At 66.6% G+C, this 17479-nt stretch carries 15 protein-coding genes; 11 read left to right on the top strand and 4 right to left on the bottom strand.

The genetic code is table 11. From position 1 onward, the window contains the following. Positions 1-72: 72 nt before the first annotated feature. The 7 genes from FAZ21_RS02550 to FAZ21_RS02520 are packed head-to-tail and all read left to right on the top strand — an operon-like array spanning position 73 to position 4711. Positions 73-489 carry an HMA2 domain-containing protein gene (locus FAZ21_RS02550; RefSeq protein ID WP_211243338.1) on the top strand — a complete coding sequence of 139 codons (417 nt, stop codon included), beginning with the start codon at positions 73-75 and terminating at the stop codon, positions 487-489. Between the two features lie 23 nt (positions 490-512). Continuing rightward, positions 513-857 carry a cation transporter gene (locus FAZ21_RS02545; RefSeq protein ID WP_136771698.1) on the top strand — a complete coding sequence of 115 codons (345 nt, stop codon included), beginning with the start codon at positions 513-515 and terminating at the stop codon, positions 855-857. Continuing rightward, complete coding sequence (locus FAZ21_RS02540) at positions 844-1545, top strand: ferritin family protein (RefSeq protein ID WP_136771697.1); 702 nt, start codon at positions 844-846, stop codon at positions 1543-1545. The genes FAZ21_RS02545 and FAZ21_RS02540 overlap by 14 nt, the downstream gene beginning before the upstream one ends. Further along, positions 1542-1865, top strand: coding sequence for a hypothetical protein (locus FAZ21_RS02535; RefSeq protein ID WP_136771696.1), 324 nt, complete (start codon positions 1542-1544; stop codon positions 1863-1865). The genes FAZ21_RS02540 and FAZ21_RS02535 overlap by 4 nt, the downstream gene beginning before the upstream one ends. Beyond that, positions 1862-2176, top strand: a complete 315-nt coding sequence (locus FAZ21_RS02530; protein WP_136771695.1) for a hypothetical protein — start codon at positions 1862-1864, stop codon at positions 2174-2176. The genes FAZ21_RS02535 and FAZ21_RS02530 overlap by 4 nt, the downstream gene beginning before the upstream one ends. Further along, positions 2169-2558, top strand: coding sequence for a YtxH domain-containing protein (locus tag FAZ21_RS02525; RefSeq protein WP_136771694.1), 390 nt, complete (start codon positions 2169-2171; stop codon positions 2556-2558). The genes FAZ21_RS02530 and FAZ21_RS02525 overlap by 8 nt, the downstream gene beginning before the upstream one ends. Continuing rightward, on the top strand, positions 2555-4711 hold the full coding sequence (locus FAZ21_RS02520) for a heavy metal translocating P-type ATPase (RefSeq protein ID WP_136771693.1): 2157 nt from the start codon (positions 2555-2557) through the stop codon (positions 4709-4711). Before FAZ21_RS02525 ends, FAZ21_RS02520 begins: the two co-directional genes overlap by 4 nt. Positions 4712-4737: 26 nt before the next feature. Here the strand turns inward: FAZ21_RS02520 and FAZ21_RS02515 are convergent, their stop codons facing one another. The 3 genes from FAZ21_RS02515 to ltaE all read right to left on the bottom strand — a co-directional run bounded on the left by FAZ21_RS02515 (position 4738) and on the right by ltaE (position 9508). After that, positions 4738-6192: a DUF1501 domain-containing protein gene (locus FAZ21_RS02515; RefSeq protein ID WP_136771730.1), complete on the bottom strand. Its 1455-nt coding sequence runs from the start codon at positions 6190-6192 to the stop codon at positions 4738-4740. Positions 6193-6218: 26 nt separating this feature from the next. Then, positions 6219-8165 carry a DUF1800 family protein gene (locus tag FAZ21_RS02510; protein ID WP_136771692.1) on the bottom strand — a complete coding sequence of 649 codons (1947 nt, stop codon included), beginning with the start codon at positions 8163-8165 and terminating at the stop codon, positions 6219-6221. Between the two features lie 320 nt (positions 8166-8485). Continuing rightward, positions 8486-9508 (bottom strand): low-specificity L-threonine aldolase, encoded by a 1023-nt coding sequence (gene ltaE / locus FAZ21_RS02505; protein ID WP_136771691.1) that lies wholly within the window; start codon positions 9506-9508, stop codon positions 8486-8488. 263 nt (positions 9509-9771) lie between these two features. Here ltaE and bioA point away from each other — a divergent pair, with 263 nt between their 5' ends. From bioA to FAZ21_RS02485, 4 genes are all read left to right on the top strand, one after another. Next, on the top strand, positions 9772-11115 hold the full coding sequence (gene bioA, locus FAZ21_RS02500) for an adenosylmethionine--8-amino-7-oxononanoate transaminase (RefSeq protein WP_136771690.1): 1344 nt from the start codon (positions 9772-9774) through the stop codon (positions 11113-11115). Further along, positions 11099-12640 (top strand): cyclic-di-GMP receptor FimW-related protein, encoded by a 1542-nt coding sequence (locus FAZ21_RS02495; RefSeq protein ID WP_136771689.1) that lies wholly within the window; start codon positions 11099-11101, stop codon positions 12638-12640. The genes bioA and FAZ21_RS02495 overlap by 17 nt, the downstream gene beginning before the upstream one ends. A gap of 212 nt (positions 12641-12852) precedes the next feature. Then, positions 12853-16053: an ATP-binding protein gene (locus tag FAZ21_RS02490; RefSeq protein ID WP_136771688.1), complete on the top strand. Its 3201-nt coding sequence runs from the start codon at positions 12853-12855 to the stop codon at positions 16051-16053. Next, complete coding sequence (locus tag FAZ21_RS02485) at positions 16019-16669, top strand: response regulator (RefSeq protein WP_136771687.1); 651 nt, start codon at positions 16019-16021, stop codon at positions 16667-16669. Before FAZ21_RS02490 ends, FAZ21_RS02485 begins: the two co-directional genes overlap by 35 nt. A 132-nt stretch (positions 16670-16801) precedes the next feature. Here the strand turns inward: FAZ21_RS02485 and FAZ21_RS02480 are convergent, their stop codons facing one another. Further along, positions 16802-17242: a pyridoxamine 5'-phosphate oxidase family protein gene (locus tag FAZ21_RS02480; protein ID WP_169307215.1), complete on the bottom strand. Its 441-nt coding sequence runs from the start codon at positions 17240-17242 to the stop codon at positions 16802-16804. Positions 17243-17479 lie beyond the last annotated feature (237 nt).

Genomic DNA, 17479 nt, shown 5'->3' with positions numbered 1-17479 from the left:
AACTCCGGGAGAGTCACGTCCGGCCAACCCGCGCGCGCTCATTATCATTGATTCCATCGGCAAGGAGTCCAGATGATGAAGCGCATTGCCTCGGCAATTCCAGGACGGATTCGCATCAGGGATGCGTCGTTACGCAACGACGACGCGCAGGAACGGGTCACGCGGGCGCTGGCCGCCATCGCCGGTGTGCTGGATACGCGGATCAACGCGCGCGCCGCCAGCATCGTCGTGCAATACGACCCGCACAACACCAGTGGCCGGGCCATCGAACATGCCGTGCTCGCCGCCATGGGCATGCGCCCCTCGCGTGGCCGACCATTGCGACTGCGGGCCAACCGCTATGCCAAGTACGCCGCGTTGACCAGCCTGGGCGCCTCGATGGCCTTTGCCGCAGCCGGTAAGAAAAGCCTGCATATCGGAACCGGCCTCGTCTTTCTTGCCTGCCTGGGCGTCCACTTGGGCGTTCATCGTCGTTCCCTCTTGCGCTGATTCGCGCCACACCGGCCCCGCCCATGAACGCTACCGAGCTTTTCACCCGTTTCGCTGCCAGCGTACAGATCGCCCACCATATCCCGGGGCGCATCCGCCTCAAGCTTGCCCCGGTGACGCTGGACGACGCGGAGCGCTCCACGTTGGCCCAGGCCAAGGGCTTCCAGCGTGTGCTGGACGATATCCCCGGCATCCGGGGCATCCGGCTCAATCCGCTGGCGCGCTCCTGCACCGTCGATTACGACGCCAGCGTCATCCCGCCCTCGGCCTGGGGAGACCTGCTGGAAGGCGTGAACAGCCCGGCGGCGGGGGTGCTGATGACCATCATCGTCGATCGATATGCGGAGGCCACCCGTGCCCAACCATGACGAAGCCGCGTTGCGTGCCCGGCGCCTTCTGCCTGGTTCACGCATTCCACCGCTGCATCAGGCGCTGCGCCTGGCGCTGTACGATCAGTACGCCACACGGGCCTTTCATGCCCGAGTGATCGAATCGTTTGGCGCCAAGGCGCCGTTCCCCGCTGCCCTGCGCGCCTGCGAACAGCACATCGCGCAATGCGTCAGCCTGTGCAGGGGGCTGGGGATTCCGCTGCCGCTCGATCCGTTCCCCGCCGAAACGCGCGTTGGATTGTCCTGGCGCATCAATTGCGAACGCGCAGCGCGCGGCGAAGCATCCAAGGCCGAATGCCACGCCATGTTGTTGTCCAGCATCGCCCAGCCCGATGCCCGGGCGCTGCTGCGTCGTTTGCAGCGTGACGCGCTGAACAGGCGACTGCCCGAATTTGCCCGTGCCACCGCCACGGCGATGGAGCAGGAGCGCATGCATGCTGCGCAGGGCGTTGCGCCGGCGGATGCCTACGTGCAACACGGCCCGATGGCTAATTTCCTGGAACAAGCGTTTTCGGTTCTCGGCAGCCAGCACTCTGCCTTCGGCGTGGTCGGCCCGCTGCTGCGGGGCGTTCAGCCGGCATTGCTGGCCGGCCTGATCGCCGGTGGCGCCGGTACCTACTTCGTCAAACACCAAGCCCGTCGTCACGGGAAGGAAGGAAGACCATGAGCATGATGCCTTTCGTCGCCGGCCTGCTGGCCGGCGTGGCCGCCGTCAGGCTGGTCAGGAACAAGCAGACCAAGGCCGGTCTGGATCAGGCACAGACCCGGTTGCGGCAGGCCACGGTCACGGGCCTTGGCGCGATTGAAGCCTCTTCTGCGCGCCTGCGCGAAAAGCTCGCCGTCGTCGAGGTGCCGGAAGCGCCCGAGGCAGTCGAGCCGGTTGCGATTCCGGCCGTCGAGGCGGTGCCCCGCAAGCGCGCGCCGCGCAAGAGCGGTACTGCCACGCCGCGCGCCAAGGCCAGGCCGAAACCGGACACGGCATCGTGAAGCGGCCGCAATCCATACGCGGTGCCGGTCCCGGGGACCAGCTCACCAACCAGTTCGTCCGTGGCGCCACCGCTGCCGGCCTGCTGCTGGCGATGCAGCCGCCCCGCGCCTCGGGCAAGGCAGTCCTGCGTCATGCCTTGCGCGGCGGCACCGCGCTGGCGGCCGGCGTGGCCACCGCCAATGCCGTGCAACGGCGCGCCTACGGCGAAGCGCTGCTGTCCGTTGCCCTCGGCGCGGCCGGGCTGGCCGCGATTGATTACGTCCTGAACCAGCAATGTCTCATCAGCGAAAAGGATAGGAAAAATGGGTAAGAAGAAAGAGTTGAAGAAACTGCAAAAGGCCTATCGCAAAGCCATGGAAGACAACCTGGCGCAGCGTGGCTGGCAAGGTGCCGCCGAGCGGGACGATGTCGGTGGCGCGGGCGGCTATGGCAATACGCCGCTCGATGCCGGCCTGTTGCGCGGGCTGGGCCTGCCGAGTGGCTTCGGTTCACCGCAGACCCAGCAGTTCATCATTGGCGCGCTGATCGGCGCCGCCGCGACCTATGTGCTCAGCGACGAGGCCTTGCGGGGCAAGCTGATCAAGCTGGCGATGAACCTGTATGGCGGCGTGGCTGGGGGCTTCGAGGAGTTCAAGGAGCAGATGGCCGACCTGAAGGCGGAAATGGAAGCGGGGCGCGGCGACCAGGCATGAGCCTCACGGCACGCTGGTTCGCATCGCTGGAACCGCTCCATCGCATCCCCGGCCGGGAACGCTGGCGCTACCGTTGTGCTTCCGGCATGCCCCGCAGTGCGCGGGCACTGGAGTTGGCCATCGCCAATCTGCCCGGCGTGATCGATGTGCGCGTCAATTTGAAGGTCCAGTCGCTGGCGATACGCTTCGACACGACGGTTACCGACGGCGACACATTGATCCAGGCCGCGCTGACGTTATCGCCGCCGCGCGCGGTGGCGGCCAGCGGTGGGCGGCAGGCCGAACCGCACGCCGCGCCATCCGGTGTGGTGCTCAGCCTGGTCACGCTGCTTGGTACGCAATACCTGCCGCCCGGGGCGAAGCTGCCGGTGGCGCTGGCGGCGGCCGGTCCGTTGCTGGGCCATGCGTTCAGGGATTTTGCCGACAACGGTTTGTCGTCGCACGTGCTCGAAGCGCTGGCGGTTTCGATCTCCATCGCCCGCAAGGATTTTCTCGCAGCCAATACCACCACCTTCATGCTGTCGTTGGGCGAATACATGGAGGAATCCATCGCGCGGCGTTCCGACGAACTGCTCAAGCGCCTGCTGCAACCGGTCAGCGACGAGGTCTGGGTCGAGCGCGATGGTGAAGAGAGGCTGGTACCGGTTGCCGAGGTCGTCGTCGGAGACATCGTGATCGTCGCGACCGGGACCATCGTGCCAGTCGATGGTACGGTGCTGGGCGGCAGCGGCTCGGTCAACGAGGCGGCCATGACTGGCGAGAGCCTGCCGGTCGCCAAGGTGCGCGGCGACACCATGCTGTCCGGTACGCTGGTCGAGGAGGGTCGCCTGCGCCTCTATGCCGAACAGGTGGGGCCTCGCACCGCCGCAGCGCGCATCGCCGACTATGTCGAACAGTCGCTTACCGCCAAGAGTGCCGCACAACTGGATGCATCGCGCCTGGCGGATCGGCTGGTGCCGGCCGTGCTGGGGCTGGCGGGCGGCGCGTTCCTGCTTACCGGCGATTGGCAACGCGCGGCGGCGGTGTTGCAGGCTGACTACTCTTGCGCGCTCAAGCTGGCCACGCCGGTGGCGTTCAAGTCGGCGATGTTCCGCGCCGGCCGCGATGGCGTTCTGGTCAAGGGCGCGGCGGCGCTGGAAAAGCTGGCGGCGGCCGATACCTTCGTCTTCGACAAGACCGGCACCCTGACGGCGGGCATGCTGGAAGTGACCGATTCGGTGCCCTTCGACGCGGAATTCAGTACCGACGATCTGATCTGGCTGGCGGCGTCGGTCGAGGAACACTACTTCCATCCGCTGGCCATGGCGGTGGTCGAGGCTGCCAAGCACACCAGCGGCGAGCATTTTGCGCACAAGGAAGTCGAGTTCATCGTCGCGCATGGCGTGGCGAGCGTCATCAAGGGCAAGCGCATCGTTGTCGGCTCCCGACATTTCATCGAAGAAGACGAACACATCGACGTCTCGCCGTACGAAGACGCCCTCGCCGCGTTGTACCTGGCCGGCAAGATGCTGCTTTACATCGGTTATGGCGGCAGGCTGATCGGCGTGCTGGCGCTCAAGGACAAGGTGCGCGAAAACGGCGCCGCCACCATTGCCCGCCTGCGCACGCTGGGCGCCCGGCGCATCGTGATGCTGACCGGCGATCATGCCGACCGGGCCACCGAACTGGCTGCCGAGCTGGGCCTGGATGCCTGCCACGCGGAGCTGCTGCCCGAGGACAAGGTGGATATCGTGAAGGCGCTGGCCGCCGACGGTGCGCGTATCGCCTTCATCGGCGACGGCATCAACGACGCCCCGGCACTGGCCGGCGCACACGTGGGCATCGCGATGCAGAAAGGCGCCGACATCGCGCGGTTGTCCGCCGATATCGCCCTGCTGGAAGACGACATTGCCCGTGTCGCCGATATCAAGGCCCTGGCCAACGCCACGATGCGCCGCATCGATGCCAACTACCGGCTGGCGGTGGGGCTGAACTCGACCATTCTCGGCGCCGCCGCTTTCGGCCTGCTGCGGCCCATCGCCACGGCGGCGCTGCACAACGGCAGCACCATCGCCATCCTGCTCAATGCACTGCGCGGTACGCAGCAGGACAGGCCCGGCCGGGACCGGCGCAAATCCACGTCCTCGAGCCCGGCGTCGGATCGCCCTGACTGACGTATCCGCAATGCCGGGGCGCGCGATCAGACGAACAGCCGGTCCAGCGCCACGCCCGATTCCAGCAATCCGCCGCCCCGATTGACCACCGTGGTGCCGCTGTCACCGCCCAGTACCCAGTCCGCCATGGCGCCGAACACGTGCTCGATGCCGGTCAGCCCCTGGATGTCGTCGTTCAGATTGCGGGCGAACAACGCTGTTTCGCGCGCGGGGAACGGGTCGCCGTACAGCCCGCCGCGCACGTCTTCGCCGATCACCAGCACCGCGTTGCCGCGCCCATGGTCGGTACCGCCATCCCCATTGGACGCCAGTTGCCGGCCGAAGTCGCCGTAGATCACCAGCACCAGGTTGCGCCGGCTGGTGGCATCCAGGTTGGGCCATAGCGTATCGAAGCCGCGCCCCTTGGCGAACAGGTCCTCCAGATTGCCTTCGATGCCGCTCTGTTGCTGCTTGTGGGTATCCCAGCCGCCGTATTCCATCGACAGCACCGGCGCATCGACGATGCCGTTCAGTGCCAGCACATCGTGCAGGTTGCGGATCTGCCCGCCCCAGTAGCGGCTGTTGTAGGGGGCGCTGGCCGCGTACAGCGCACGGATCGCATCCGGCACCGGCAATACCGCGCCGGTGGCGGCCGTATCGCCGCTGCCCAGGCGGGCTTTCACCCCGCCGCTCAGGGCGCGCAGCACTTTTTCGTGATTCGCGATGCGGGCCAGTACCGGGTCGGCGGCAAAGTCACGGCCGGCGTAGTACGCCTTCAGGCTGCGCGCCAGCACTTGGTCCGAGGCCACTTTCTTCCAGGTTGGGTCGGTGGGCAGAAAGCTGCGCTCGGCCAGCGCCAGCGCGCGGGAATTGGCGATGCTGATCACGCGATCCGCCGTGGGCAAATGCCCGGCGGCACCCGGCCCCAGGCAGAACGGGCGCGGCGCGCGGGTCAGCGCGCCGACGCGGGCATTGCCACCCAGTGCCGTGACCAGTCGGCCACCCCAGCCGGGTTTGCGTTCCATCGGTGCGCTGGTGCGGTCGCCCTGATCCATGACCTGAAGCGAATGCGAGTGATCGCGCGAGGTGGCGCCGACCACGTTGTGGATCACCGCCACATGGCCGGCGTCCCATTGTTCCTTCAGCCAGCCGCAACGGTTCAGCATGCCGATGCCTGCCGGCTGCGCGGTACCCGGCAGGGTGAGCGCCTGATAGGCGCTGTTGAAGCGCTGGTAGTAGCCATCGCGGTTGCGCTGGTCGGCGGCGATGCCCTGGCTGCTGGCGCGCGCGGTCCACCAGCGCATGGCGTAGCTGTCGGCCGGTTCGTTGGCGGCGATGGTGGGCGGGAACAGGTGGCGGAAATCCGGTCCCCCACCCAGGGTGACCGATACCAGCGTGCGCCGTGCCACGGCCACGGCGCCGAAGGCGGACGGGATCAGGCCGGGAAACGCGGCCAGGCCGCCCGCCAGCAGGCTCAGCTTGAGGAAGTCACGTCGATTCATGGGGCACTCCGTTTCCTTGCCATGGGCTATTCACCGCGCACCACCTGCGCCTGTGGCAACGCGGCCAGGAAGGCGACGGCGTAGGCGATGCGGCGGTTGGCGTCCTTGCGCAACGCAACGTCGGGGTTGGCGAGATCCACCGGCTGCGTGGCCAGCGTGTCCAGGCAGCGCGTGCCGAGCGCGCCGGGGGTGAAGTCGGCGTCGGTGAACACGTGGTCGGGATCGGTTCCGGCCGCGCCGTTGCCGGTGCAGTAGTAGCCGGCGTCGCGCCCGGTGCCGAGTAGTGCATATACGTAGAGCCGCTCGTAGATGCCGAAGCCGGCGTTGCCGCCGATGAAGCGTCGCCACAGCCATTCGGCGACGCGCTGGGTGCGCCAGCTGCCGTCGGCGTCGCGCGGCGCGATGCTGTCCCAGCGTTTTTCCCAGCCAGGCGCCTGCGCGGTGATCTCGGCATTGCCTTCGCCATCCACGCGCGCCAGCCGCCACAAGCCGTCCACGCCGCGGTTGTACACCGTGCGAAACTGGTCGGCGGCGAGTGAGGTTTCCTCGCCGGTGGTGTGGCCGAAAACGTTGTGCGTCGGTGAGAACGGGTTGAAGCCGTCCTCCCAGGTGACGAGGCCGATGCCGGAGTACCAGTTCACCAGTTCGCTTTCCCGGCGATCGAGCGCGAAGCGGTTGAGCAGCACCATATTGCGTTCCAGCGGCGTCAGGTACTTCACCCGCGCGGGATCGTGGAACTGCCGCGAAATGGCGTAGGCGCGCAGAAAGTCAAGCAGGCTCTTGTGCTGCCCCATCCCGCGCCAGTAGGCGCGCAGCTCGGCGATGTCGGCGGCACCCAGGCGATCGTTGGCCAGGCCGGCCACGATCTTCACCGGCAGGTTGGCCTCCGACTCGGGATGGCGGATCGCCACTTCGGCCAGCGCCAGCAGCTTGTCGCGCGCGGTGGCGCCGGCGATCTGCGCGTGCAGGATTTCCAGCGGCGCCTGGTGATGCAGGGCGGTACCGAAAACCAGCTCGGTGGCATGGTCGCTGGGCTCGCTCATGTCAGTGAGCAGGCGCGCGGTATTCTTGACCGTGACTACCTCGTGATAACTGTCCTCGCCCGCCGCGCGGGGCGTGGCGTCCTCCGGCTGGGTGGTGCCGAGGATGCCGAAGAACAACTGGTGGAACTCGCGGGCGAAGTCCTCGTTGCCGCGAAACACGCCGCGCGCATTGTCGTAGGTATTGCGAAAGTGCCCGTACTGGCGGCCGATGGCGGCAGACATCGCGGCGCGTGCCAGCGAGCGCGAGTAGCTGTCACCCACGGCGAACGATTGCAGCAGCGTGTCGTAGTAGGCCGCGATCTGCGCGGCCGAGACATCCACTTCCTGGTTCACCGCCAGGTGGTAGTTGGTTTCCCAGAACAGTACACGGTGCAGGAAGGGATTCAGCCCTGGCGTCATGCCCGCTTGCAGGCCGGTACGGGTCAGGCCGCTCCAGGTACCGGTCAGGTCGAACGCGCCGCGGGTGGCGGGAACGAGGGGGCTGCTGGCGCCGCTCCAGTAGCGCGCCAGCCCGGTGAGCGTGCCGCCGGTGGCGCGCAGCGGGTCGATGCCGCTCACGCCGGTGGCCGGTGACAGGCGCGGGTTGAACGGCGCGAAGTCCAGCATCTGCACGATGGCCGCCTGTGGCGACATCGACGCCCAGGTCTGGATCTGCGCGTCGCTGGCCTGGCTGCCGTAGGCGAAGGTATGCAGGATGTTGCGTACCGCTGTTTCGTTCCATTGCGCCGTCGCCATGGCGGGCAGCGCGCTGGAGGCGGGGAGCGGTGTCGGCTGCGGCGCGACGGCGCCGTCACCGCCGTTGTTGCCGCCATTGCCATTTCCGCCGCTGTCACCGCCGCCGCCACCACCGCAGGCGGCCAGGCCCAGCGCGCACGTCAGCGCGACGAGCGCGAACCGCACCCGTACGCCGCCTTTGCAGGCTTCGCTCATGTCGTGTATCCCCGGAAAACCCCTGTTCCCCATCCGCCCGACGCGGATAGGCGCCAAGCGCTCGCCATCTGCGCGGCAAGGCCTGGCTGATGCTGCGTCAAACCGGCACGGCAGGTATCCGGTCGCGCAAAAAACGGGCAAAGGATCGCACGCCCGAACGGGTGGGAAGGGGGCCGTCGGGCTGCCTGGAACGACTGCCCGTCATGCAAAAATCATGGTGCGACGGCTGTGCCCGACGGGCGGTCGGTGTTGTCAGCAAACGGCCGCCAGGGCGCGCCGCTGCTGGGTTTTCGGACGAGTCGGTTTGTTTTTGGGCATGCCTACTGGCGCAGGAAAGCGGCGAACACCGCGACGGTGCGCGCCACGGCATCGGCATCGACTTGCCAGTGGGTGACCAGCCGCATCAGATCGTCCTCGGGCGGGTTGGCCAGGATGCCCGCCGCGTTCAGGCGTGCCATCAGCGAGGCATTGTCGATGGGCCGGGTGAAGCGGAACCACACCATGTTGATCTGCACGCTGTCCAGATCCACGTCCAGCCCCGGCAGGGCGGCCAGTTGTTCGGCCAGCAGCCGCGCGTGGGCGTGATCCTCGTGCAGCCGCTGCGTCATCCGCTCCAGTGCGATCAGCCCCGGCGCCGCCAGCACGCCGGCCTGGCGCAGCCCGCCGCCCAGCAGCTTGCGGCGACGCCGCGCCATATCGATGAAGGCGGCGCTGCCGGCCAGCAGCGAGCCCACGGGGGCTGCCAGCCCTTTGGAAAGACAGCACATCACCGTGTCCGCGTAGCGTGTGATCTCGCGTACGTCCACGCCCAGCGTGGTGGCGGCATTGAACACCCTGGCGCCGTCCAGGTGCACCGGTACGGCGTGCCGCTGCGCGACGTCCCACATCGCCGCCATGGCGTCCAGCGGGATCACCCGGCCATTGGAATGGGCGTTTTCCAGGCAGATCAGGCCGGTGCGCGGTGCGTGGATATCGTCGCCGACGCGGATGCGGCGGCGGATGGCCTCGGCATCCAGCACGCCGCGGTCGCTGTCCAGCGTGCGCAGTTGCACGCCGGCGATGGCGCCGGCCGCGCCGGCTTCATGCCAGACGATATGGCTGTCGTCGCCGACGATCACCTCGTCGCCGGGACGGCAGTGGGTGAACAATGCCAACTGGTTGCCGAAGGTGCCGCTGGGGACGAACAACGCAGCTTCCTTGCCCAGGCGCTGCGCGGCGTGGGTTTCCAGCCGGTTGACCGTGGGATCGTCGCCATAGCAATCGTCACCGACCTCGGCGTCGAACATTGCCTGGCGCATTGCCGGGGTGGGTTGGGTAACGGTATCGCTGCGCAGGTCGATCATGGCAAGGCTCCGGATAGGGATGGGACGATGCTGCCAGAGGTGCGCGGAGACGGCCATCGGGTGCATCCGCAGCAGTGCGGGCCCGCCGCATGCTCATGGAAAAACTTTCGGGTATTTGCCATGACGCTGACCGGGTCGACGCAAAAAAAGCCGCGCGTCGTGCCGCTTTTTTGCACGTGATAGGAAGGAGTTGCCTGCCGTCATAGCGCACGGTTATTGAAGTGGGCACAATTGATGCCGGTCCTCGATTCCGTCAGCCAACCATGAACAACGCCGATTTGCTCGACCGCAGCCGCAAGGCCGTCTGGCACCCGTGCACGCAGATGAAACGCCACGAGCGCTTGCCGCTGGTGCCGCTGTCGCATGGCGAGGGCGTGTGGCTGGTCGATTGCGACGGCAAGCGGTATCTGGACGCGGTATCGAGCTGGTGGGTCAACCTGTTCGGCCACGGCGAGCCGCGCATCAAGGCCGCGATCAAGGTACAGCTCGATACGCTGGAGCACGCGATGCTGGCCGGCTTCACTCACCGTCCAGTGGTCGAGCTGTCGGAGCGGCTGGCGGCGCGCACCGGTCTGGGCCATGCCTTCTATGGCTCCGATGGTGCCTCGGCGGTGGAGATCGCGCTCAAGATGAGCGCCCACTACTGGCGCAACCACGGCCACCCCGAAAAGAACCGCTTCATCCACCTGTCCGGCAGCTATCACGGCGAGACCCTGGGGGCGCTCGGTGTTACCGACGTGCCGGTGTTCCGCGAGGCCTACGCGCCGCTGCTGCGTGGCGCCATCCAGGTGCCCAGCCCCGACTGGCGTCAGGCCGCACCGGGCGAAACGCCGCAACAGGTGGCAGCACGCAGCGCGCTGGCGCTGGAAGCCGCGCTGGAACGTCATCCGGGCGAAATCGCCGCGCTGATCCTGGAGCCGCTGGTGCAGGGCGCTGCCGGCATGGCAATGTACCACCCCGACTATCTCGTGCGCGCCCGCGCCCTGTGCGACCGCTACCGCGTGCACCTGATCGCCGACGAAATCGCCGTCGGCTTCGGACGCACCGGCACTTTCCTGGCCTGCGAGCACGGGCCGGTGCAGCCGGATTTCGTCTGTCTGTCCAAAGGCATCACCGGCGGCTTCCTGCCACTGGCCGCCGTATTGACCCGCGACGCGATCTACGATGCGTTCTACGACGACGATATGGCGCGCGGCTTTCTGCATTCGCATTCCTACACCGGCAACCCGCTGGCCTGCGCCGCAGCACTGGCGGTGCTGGATATCTTCGACGCCGACGACGTGCTGGCGCGCAACCGCGAGCGTGCCGCAAGCTGGCAGCGCCGTTTCGCCGAACTGGCGCGCCATCCGCGCATAAGGCATTTCCGGCAGCAGGGCATGATCTGGGCTTTCGACGTGGCGGATGCGCCCGGCGGTTTCGCCAGCGCCTTTTTTGCCGCAGCGCTGGCGCGGGGCGTGCTGTTGCGGCCGATTGGCGGCACGGTTTACTTCATGCCGCCCTATACGATGAATGATGACGAGGCCGGTCGACTGGCCGATGCGGCATTGGGGGCGCTGGACGCAGCCCTGGCCGGCTCTGTAGAGGGAAACGATGCCGTTGTCGCTTAAGTTGCCGGAGAAGGACGCCAAGCTGGCCGATTTCGTCGAGCTGCGGCCCAAGGCCGTGCGTGACTGGCTGGCCGCGCTGCCCAACCATCATCCGCTGGATGCGGGACGACAGATCCTGGATGCGCTGGCCAGTTGCAACCGGGTGGAGGTCGATCCGGAGGAACGCATCAAGCTGCTGGACGAATACCAGAGCGCGCTGGCGCTGCTGGCCGGTGGCTTCGAGGAAATCTACCTGTCGCAGGGGCTGCCGCTGCGCGACAAGGCGCGGCAGGCCGCGTTGCTGGCGCGTAGCCTGTGGCAGGAACTGGCGGATGGCTACAAGGTAGCCTTGATCGAGCGTCTGGAAAAGCGCTTCGTATTCGGTGGCAACAAGCTGGCGCCGCAACTGGTCCACCAGATCATCGCCATCTACTATCGGCTGTACCAGATCTGCTGCCGGGTTTCGATGGCGATGCCGGAAGGCGTCTGGCTGGAAGTGCACAGCCTGTTCCGCTTCGGCGTGGAACACCGCTACCTGGACGAGACACGCGGCGAGCCCGACGGCCCCACCACCAGCATCTATTACAAACGCCTGCTGCTGCTGTCGCTGGCCGATCCGCTACGCTTCGCCCCGGCGGAACAGGCGCGGGTGATCGATGTGGTGGATAACTACGGCCATTACGCGCATTTCCAGCCGGTGGTACAGCAACAGGCGATGGCGGCCGGGTTCTTCCTGGTGCGGCTGGATGCCGACGAAGCGCCGCACTACATCGGCAACCGCGCAGTGGACGATTACCAGGGCACGGCGATGCTGGTCGATACCATCGACCTGGGCAAGAAGCTGCACCGCGTGCTGGCGGGACTGGAGGCCAAGGCGCCCACTGCGGGGGATCGCGTCAAGTTGCTGTTGTGGATGGATACCGTGCGGCGCCTGATCAAGCAGTGGAGCATTGCGCCCAAGCGCGTGTTCCAGCGCATCCGCAACGATGCCACCGTCGAACTGTGCCACGGCCTGCGCGCGGCCGCGCAAAGCCAGCGCCACGGCTTGCCACCGTTCGGCAACGGCCATTTCGCCAATGCCGGCCTGGAGGGCATGCCGCAGGGCGCCAGTTGGCGCGTGATCAACGAAAGCCCCGGCGGCTATGCCGTCACCACGCGCGAAGCCACACCGGGCCGCCTGCACGCCGGCGACATGGTGGGATTGCGGCCGGAGGGCGACGGTGCCTGGATGGTGGCGTCGATCCGCTGGTTGCAGCAATGCGAGGATGGCGCGATCGAAATGGGCTTGCAGATCCTGGCCGCGCGCGCCGAGGTGGTGCTGCTGCGCCCGGCGGTCGGCCTCGTCGATGCGCAATACGAGCCGGCGCTACTGTTGCCCGAGATCACCACGCTGCGGCAGCCGCCGATGATTGCCACCATCAAGGGCCACTACGCGCCACTGCGCGAGCTGTCGCTGCTGGCCGAATCCGGCCCGCGCACGGTGCGCGCCGCCAAGCTGGTCGAGCAGCAGATGGGCTACGACCTGTTCGAATACACCGAAGACTGAACATCGCCACACCGGCCCGGGGTAGCCGCCTGCCCTGGTGCCTGCCTTGCCGCGATCTTGCGTTGGGACAAACCGATGCCGCGTCATCCATCTGATTTGTCGATCAGGCTCGCATCCGGCGCGCGGCGCATTATGCTGAAACGTCACAACGACAACCAGTAGTTATATCGCTGCGCGCGTTGCGACGTCCACGTCCTGTTCAGGTGCCCAGCTTGGTCGAATCCACGCCATCTCCCGCATCGCTGCCGCGGCCGCTCGGCTGGACGCGTGAAATGCTGTGGGGGCTGACCGGCCTGGCACTGTTGCTCTATACCGTTGCACTGGCGGTGATGCTGTCGGTGCTGGCCAACCAGGCGGTGTGGCGGCTGGCGGTGAACAGCGTGACGCATTTCAACTCGATCATGGAGCAGCGCGAACGGGTGGAGTACTTCCTGACGCAGAGTGCGGCGCTGGTGGAGCGTGCAGACGATCGCTATCAGGTCGGCCCCCACCGCCATCAGAACCTGGTGGCGCAACTGCAACAGCCGGGACCGCAGCGGGTCGAGGTCTTGGACTTCCGTTGGGCCACACCTTTCCTGCTGCTCACGCCCGGCACCTCGCGCCAGGTGAACGAGTCGCAACTGGACGACGCGCTGATGCTGGCGTTGTTTCAGGGGGAGTACTGGGGACACATGCCGGACGGTGTCACGACCTACTTCGTTGCTGCCGACGGTGGCCTGGCCGTCGCGATGTCGCCGGAAGATACCTTGCTGGCCTTGCCCACCACGTCGGTCATCACCACCTTGCTCGAGTCGGTGCAGGACGCATCGTTGCGTTCGGCGCGTCCGCGCTGGCGGCCGATGACCGGCAAGGTGCCCGACAGGCAACTGGGCATCGTCTGCTACATGCCATTGCCCCGCACGCAGGGCTATCTGATGGTGCGCGTGCGCACCGATCGCCCGGAGGATCTGCAACGGTTCAAACACCGGACCGGCGATTTGGCCATGTTCACTGCCAGTGGCGAATCCCTGCACAGTGATCCGAACATGGTCGGGCTGCTGCCGGAGTTCGGCCCCGGCGCCATCCATGACACGCTGCTCAAGGCTCTGATCGATTTCCGCGTGACGCATGGTCTGTTGCTGATCAGCCACCAGGACAATGTCTCGGGCTGGCGCGCGCTGCATGGCTACCGGCTGGGGCCGTTGTTTGCCGCCTACGCCTGGCAACTGGCGTTTTCCGTGGCGCTGTACCTGATGCTGGTCTGCCTGACCATCTGGACCTCCCTGCGCGTGTGGCGGCGGGCGCTGGTACCAGCGGCGCAGCAGGCCGAGCGCATTGCCGAAAGCGAGGCTTTCAATCGCTCGGTGCTGCATGCGGCACCGGTGGGATTGCTGGTGATGCGTGTCGCGGATGGTTCCCTGGTCATGCAGAACGAGTACGCGGTCGAGTTGCTGACCGAGCCCGGCGTGGCTGGCCCGCCGGCGACGCAAGTGCTGTGGAGGCTGGAACAGCGCATCGGCGCAGCGGAATCGACGGAGGCCTCGCACGAAGTGGCGGTGGCAGGGCACACGCTGCTGGTGCGCTTCGCGCGCGCCTTCTATCGTGGCGAGCCGGTACTGCTCTGCGGCATGGGCGATCTCGCCCAGCAGAAGGCGGTGGAGGCGGCGCTGGCCCAGGCCAAGCGCGCCGCTGATGAGGCCAACGAGGCCAAGAGCCGCTTCCTGGCCACCATGAGCCATGAGATCCGTACCCCGCTGCATGCCATGCTCGGCGGGCTGGAACTGATGGGGGCCGGCCAGCTCAGCGCCGGCCAGCGCGAGCGGCTGAACCAGATCAATGGTGCGTCGCAATCGCTATTGGCCGTGATCGATGACGTACTCGACTTCAGCAAGATCGAAGCTGGCGAGCTGGTGCTGCATCCCGAACCGGCCGATCCGGTGTCCTTGCTGGAAACCGTGGCTTGCCACTTCGCGTCGCAGGCGGCCGCGCGTGCGTTGCAGCTCTATTGCCTGGCTGTTCCCGAGTTACCGCGTACCCTGCCGCTGGACCGCATCCGGCTGACGCAGGTGTTGTCCAATCTGGTCGGCAATGCGATCAAGTTCACCGGGCAGGGCAAGGTGGTGCTCAGCGGCGAATGGCGCCGGGACGAACAGGGTACCTGGCTGGTGCTGCGGGTGATCGATACCGGCATGGGCATCGCCCGCGACGATCAGGTGCGCCTGTTCGAGCCCTTTGTCCAGGCCGACAGCAGCCGCACCCGTGCCCATGGCGGCACCGGGCTGGGCCTGTCGATCTGCCATCGGCTGGTGGCGCTGATGGGGGGCCGGATCGAACTGGTGAGCGAACCGGGCCTGGGCAGTTGTTTCCAGGTGCTACTGCCGTGCGATGCCCCGGCGGAGCCGGAGCCGGAACCCCGCCTGGCTGGCCGCGCCGTCGCCGTCGCCTGCGCACTGCGCGAGCAGGGCGACGATCTCGTCGCCTGGCTACGTCACACCGGCGCCGAAGCACGCTGGCTGGCACCCGGCGACGCGGTGGTCGATGGCGAAGCGCTGGTGCTCGATGAGCTGGTGCACGCCCACCCGCCCGCCAACGCGCCCGAGCGGCCGATCGTGCTGACGCAACTGGGCCCGCTGCGTCCCACCGGACATCGGCCGATTTCTTTGTCGCGCTACGCGCGCGATGCGCTGGTCGATGTGCTGGCGGGCGTTGAACTGCCTGCGATGGTTACCGCTACGCCCAACCCGTCGCGACGCCAGGTGCTGGTGGTGGACGACCATCCGGTCAATCGCCAGGTGCTTTGCGATCAGTTGCGCCTGCTGGGGCAGGCGGCGCATGGCGAAAGCGACGGCATGGCCGCGATGCGCTGGCTGGCCGACCATCCTTGCGACCTGGTACTCACCGACCTGGCAATGCCGGGCATGGATGGCTATACCTTGGCGCGGAACCTGCGCGCCCAGGGCTTCGATCGCACCATCGTGGCGATAACCGCCAGCGTCCAGCACGAAGTGCTGCAAAGCGCGCTGAGCGCCGGGATCGACCGCTGGCTGACCAAACCGCTGAAGTTGGCGACGCTGGCCGAACTGCTGCGCGAACTGGGCGAGCCCGTCGCGCTGTCGCCGGCACCGCCACCGTCGATCGGGATGAATGCCGCCGTAGCGAATGCCTATCGTCGCGATCTGGCCACACTGGATGCCGCGTTGGCAGCGGGAAACACCCGGGCGTTTCTCGCCGCGCTGCATGGTTTCAAGGGCGCGCTGGCGGTGATGGGGCACGAGGCGGCGGTACAGGCCTGCGCCACGCTGGAAACGAAGGTGGCCGAACAGGGATTGATGGCGATAACGCCGGCCTACGACGCACTGCGCGCCCTGGTCCGGCCCTTGACTCAAACAGGAGACGACGATGCAAAGCAAGATTCAGGTGATTCTGGCCGATGACCATCCGGTCGTGCGGATGGGCCTGTCGCAAATGCTGGTGAATCGACTGGACATGGTCGTCGTGGGCGAGGCGGGCGGTGTGGGCGACCTGCTGCGGCTGGTGTCGGTCCTGCCGTTCGACGTGGTGATCACCGACTTCTACATGCCCGACCCCACGCTGACCGACGGGCTGTCGCTGATCCGGCGCTTGCGCCGTACCATGACCGAAGACCAGCACATCGTGGTGCTGACCATGCTGGACAACCTGGCCTTCGTCGACCAGATGATCGAAGCCGGAGCCTCGGCGGTGCTGAACAAGCACGATCCGCTGGAAGAGGTGATCGAGGCGATCCTGCAAGCCGCGCGCGGCGACACCTACCTGAGCAGCGGCATCCGCAGCGCCCGGCTCAGCCAGGGCAACCGCAATGTCCCCAGCCAGTGGAGCGCCCTGAGCCCGCGCGAATCCGAAGTGATCCGCCTCTACCTCACCGGCATGAGCGTGACCACCATCGCCCAGCAGGTACACCGCAGCGTGAAAACGATCAGCCAACAGAAGAAATCGGCCATGGAAAAGCTGGGTGCTCCGAACGATGTGGTGCTGTTCCAGCTTGCCAAGGAAGGCGGGATGATCGGGTGAATGCGTAGGAAACGTGAAAGTGAAACGAGGTTCTTTGAGGGCAAGCGCCTGGAGAGACAGCCTGATTGCCGGTCAGGGTAGAAGTACCGCCCACCTCGACGTCATTTCACATTTCCATATGCATTGGCACGGTCAGACCGTGAAATCCGCGTTCTCCAGGCCTTCGTAGTAGTTTCCGCGCTCCGCCGTGAACTGGACGACGACGAAGTCGGGGTCGAGCGGGCCTTGCGGGTAATACAGCGTCATGAAGTCCTGCCAGAGCGAGCGCCGCAGATCGTCGTCCCACGACAGCTCGGCCGTCCCCGCCAGCATCACACCACGGCACACCAGCGGCTCGGCGTCGGGGGCGTACTCGTAGGCATAGAGGCAGGAGCGGCCGTTGTGCTTCAGCACTTCGGCGCGGCGAGTCGAGGTGTTGCTACAGAACCAATAGCGGCGCAGACCATCGTTGCGCATCTTCACCATCGCCTTGATCTCCGGCGCGCCCTGCGCATCGACGGTGCCCAGCATCATGACGATCGAGGGCTTGTCCACCAGCACCAGCGCGCGTTGCCTTGCTTCGCTGCTATCCATGACCGATCTCCTTGTTCCAGTACCCGATGAAGCGATGCCAGCCTCGTCCGGCGACGCATCGACTTGTCCTGCCTGAAACATAGTGCGCACCTGCTGTGGTGGGGGCGATATTAGGGAGGGCAACAGCTAAAACCTCGAAACCCCACATCTTGAAACGCAGAGAACACGGAGTTCCACGGAGAAAACCAGCGAAGGAGAGAAGGCAGGCAGGTGCAAGTGGGAGCGGATCTATTCAAC

It is taken from the genome of Chitiniphilus eburneus (assembly GCF_005048205.1).
Taxonomy (GTDB): domain Bacteria; phylum Pseudomonadota; class Gammaproteobacteria; order Burkholderiales; family Chitinibacteraceae; genus Chitiniphilus; species Chitiniphilus eburneus.
This window is presented reverse-complemented; position numbering and strand designations above follow the sequence as displayed.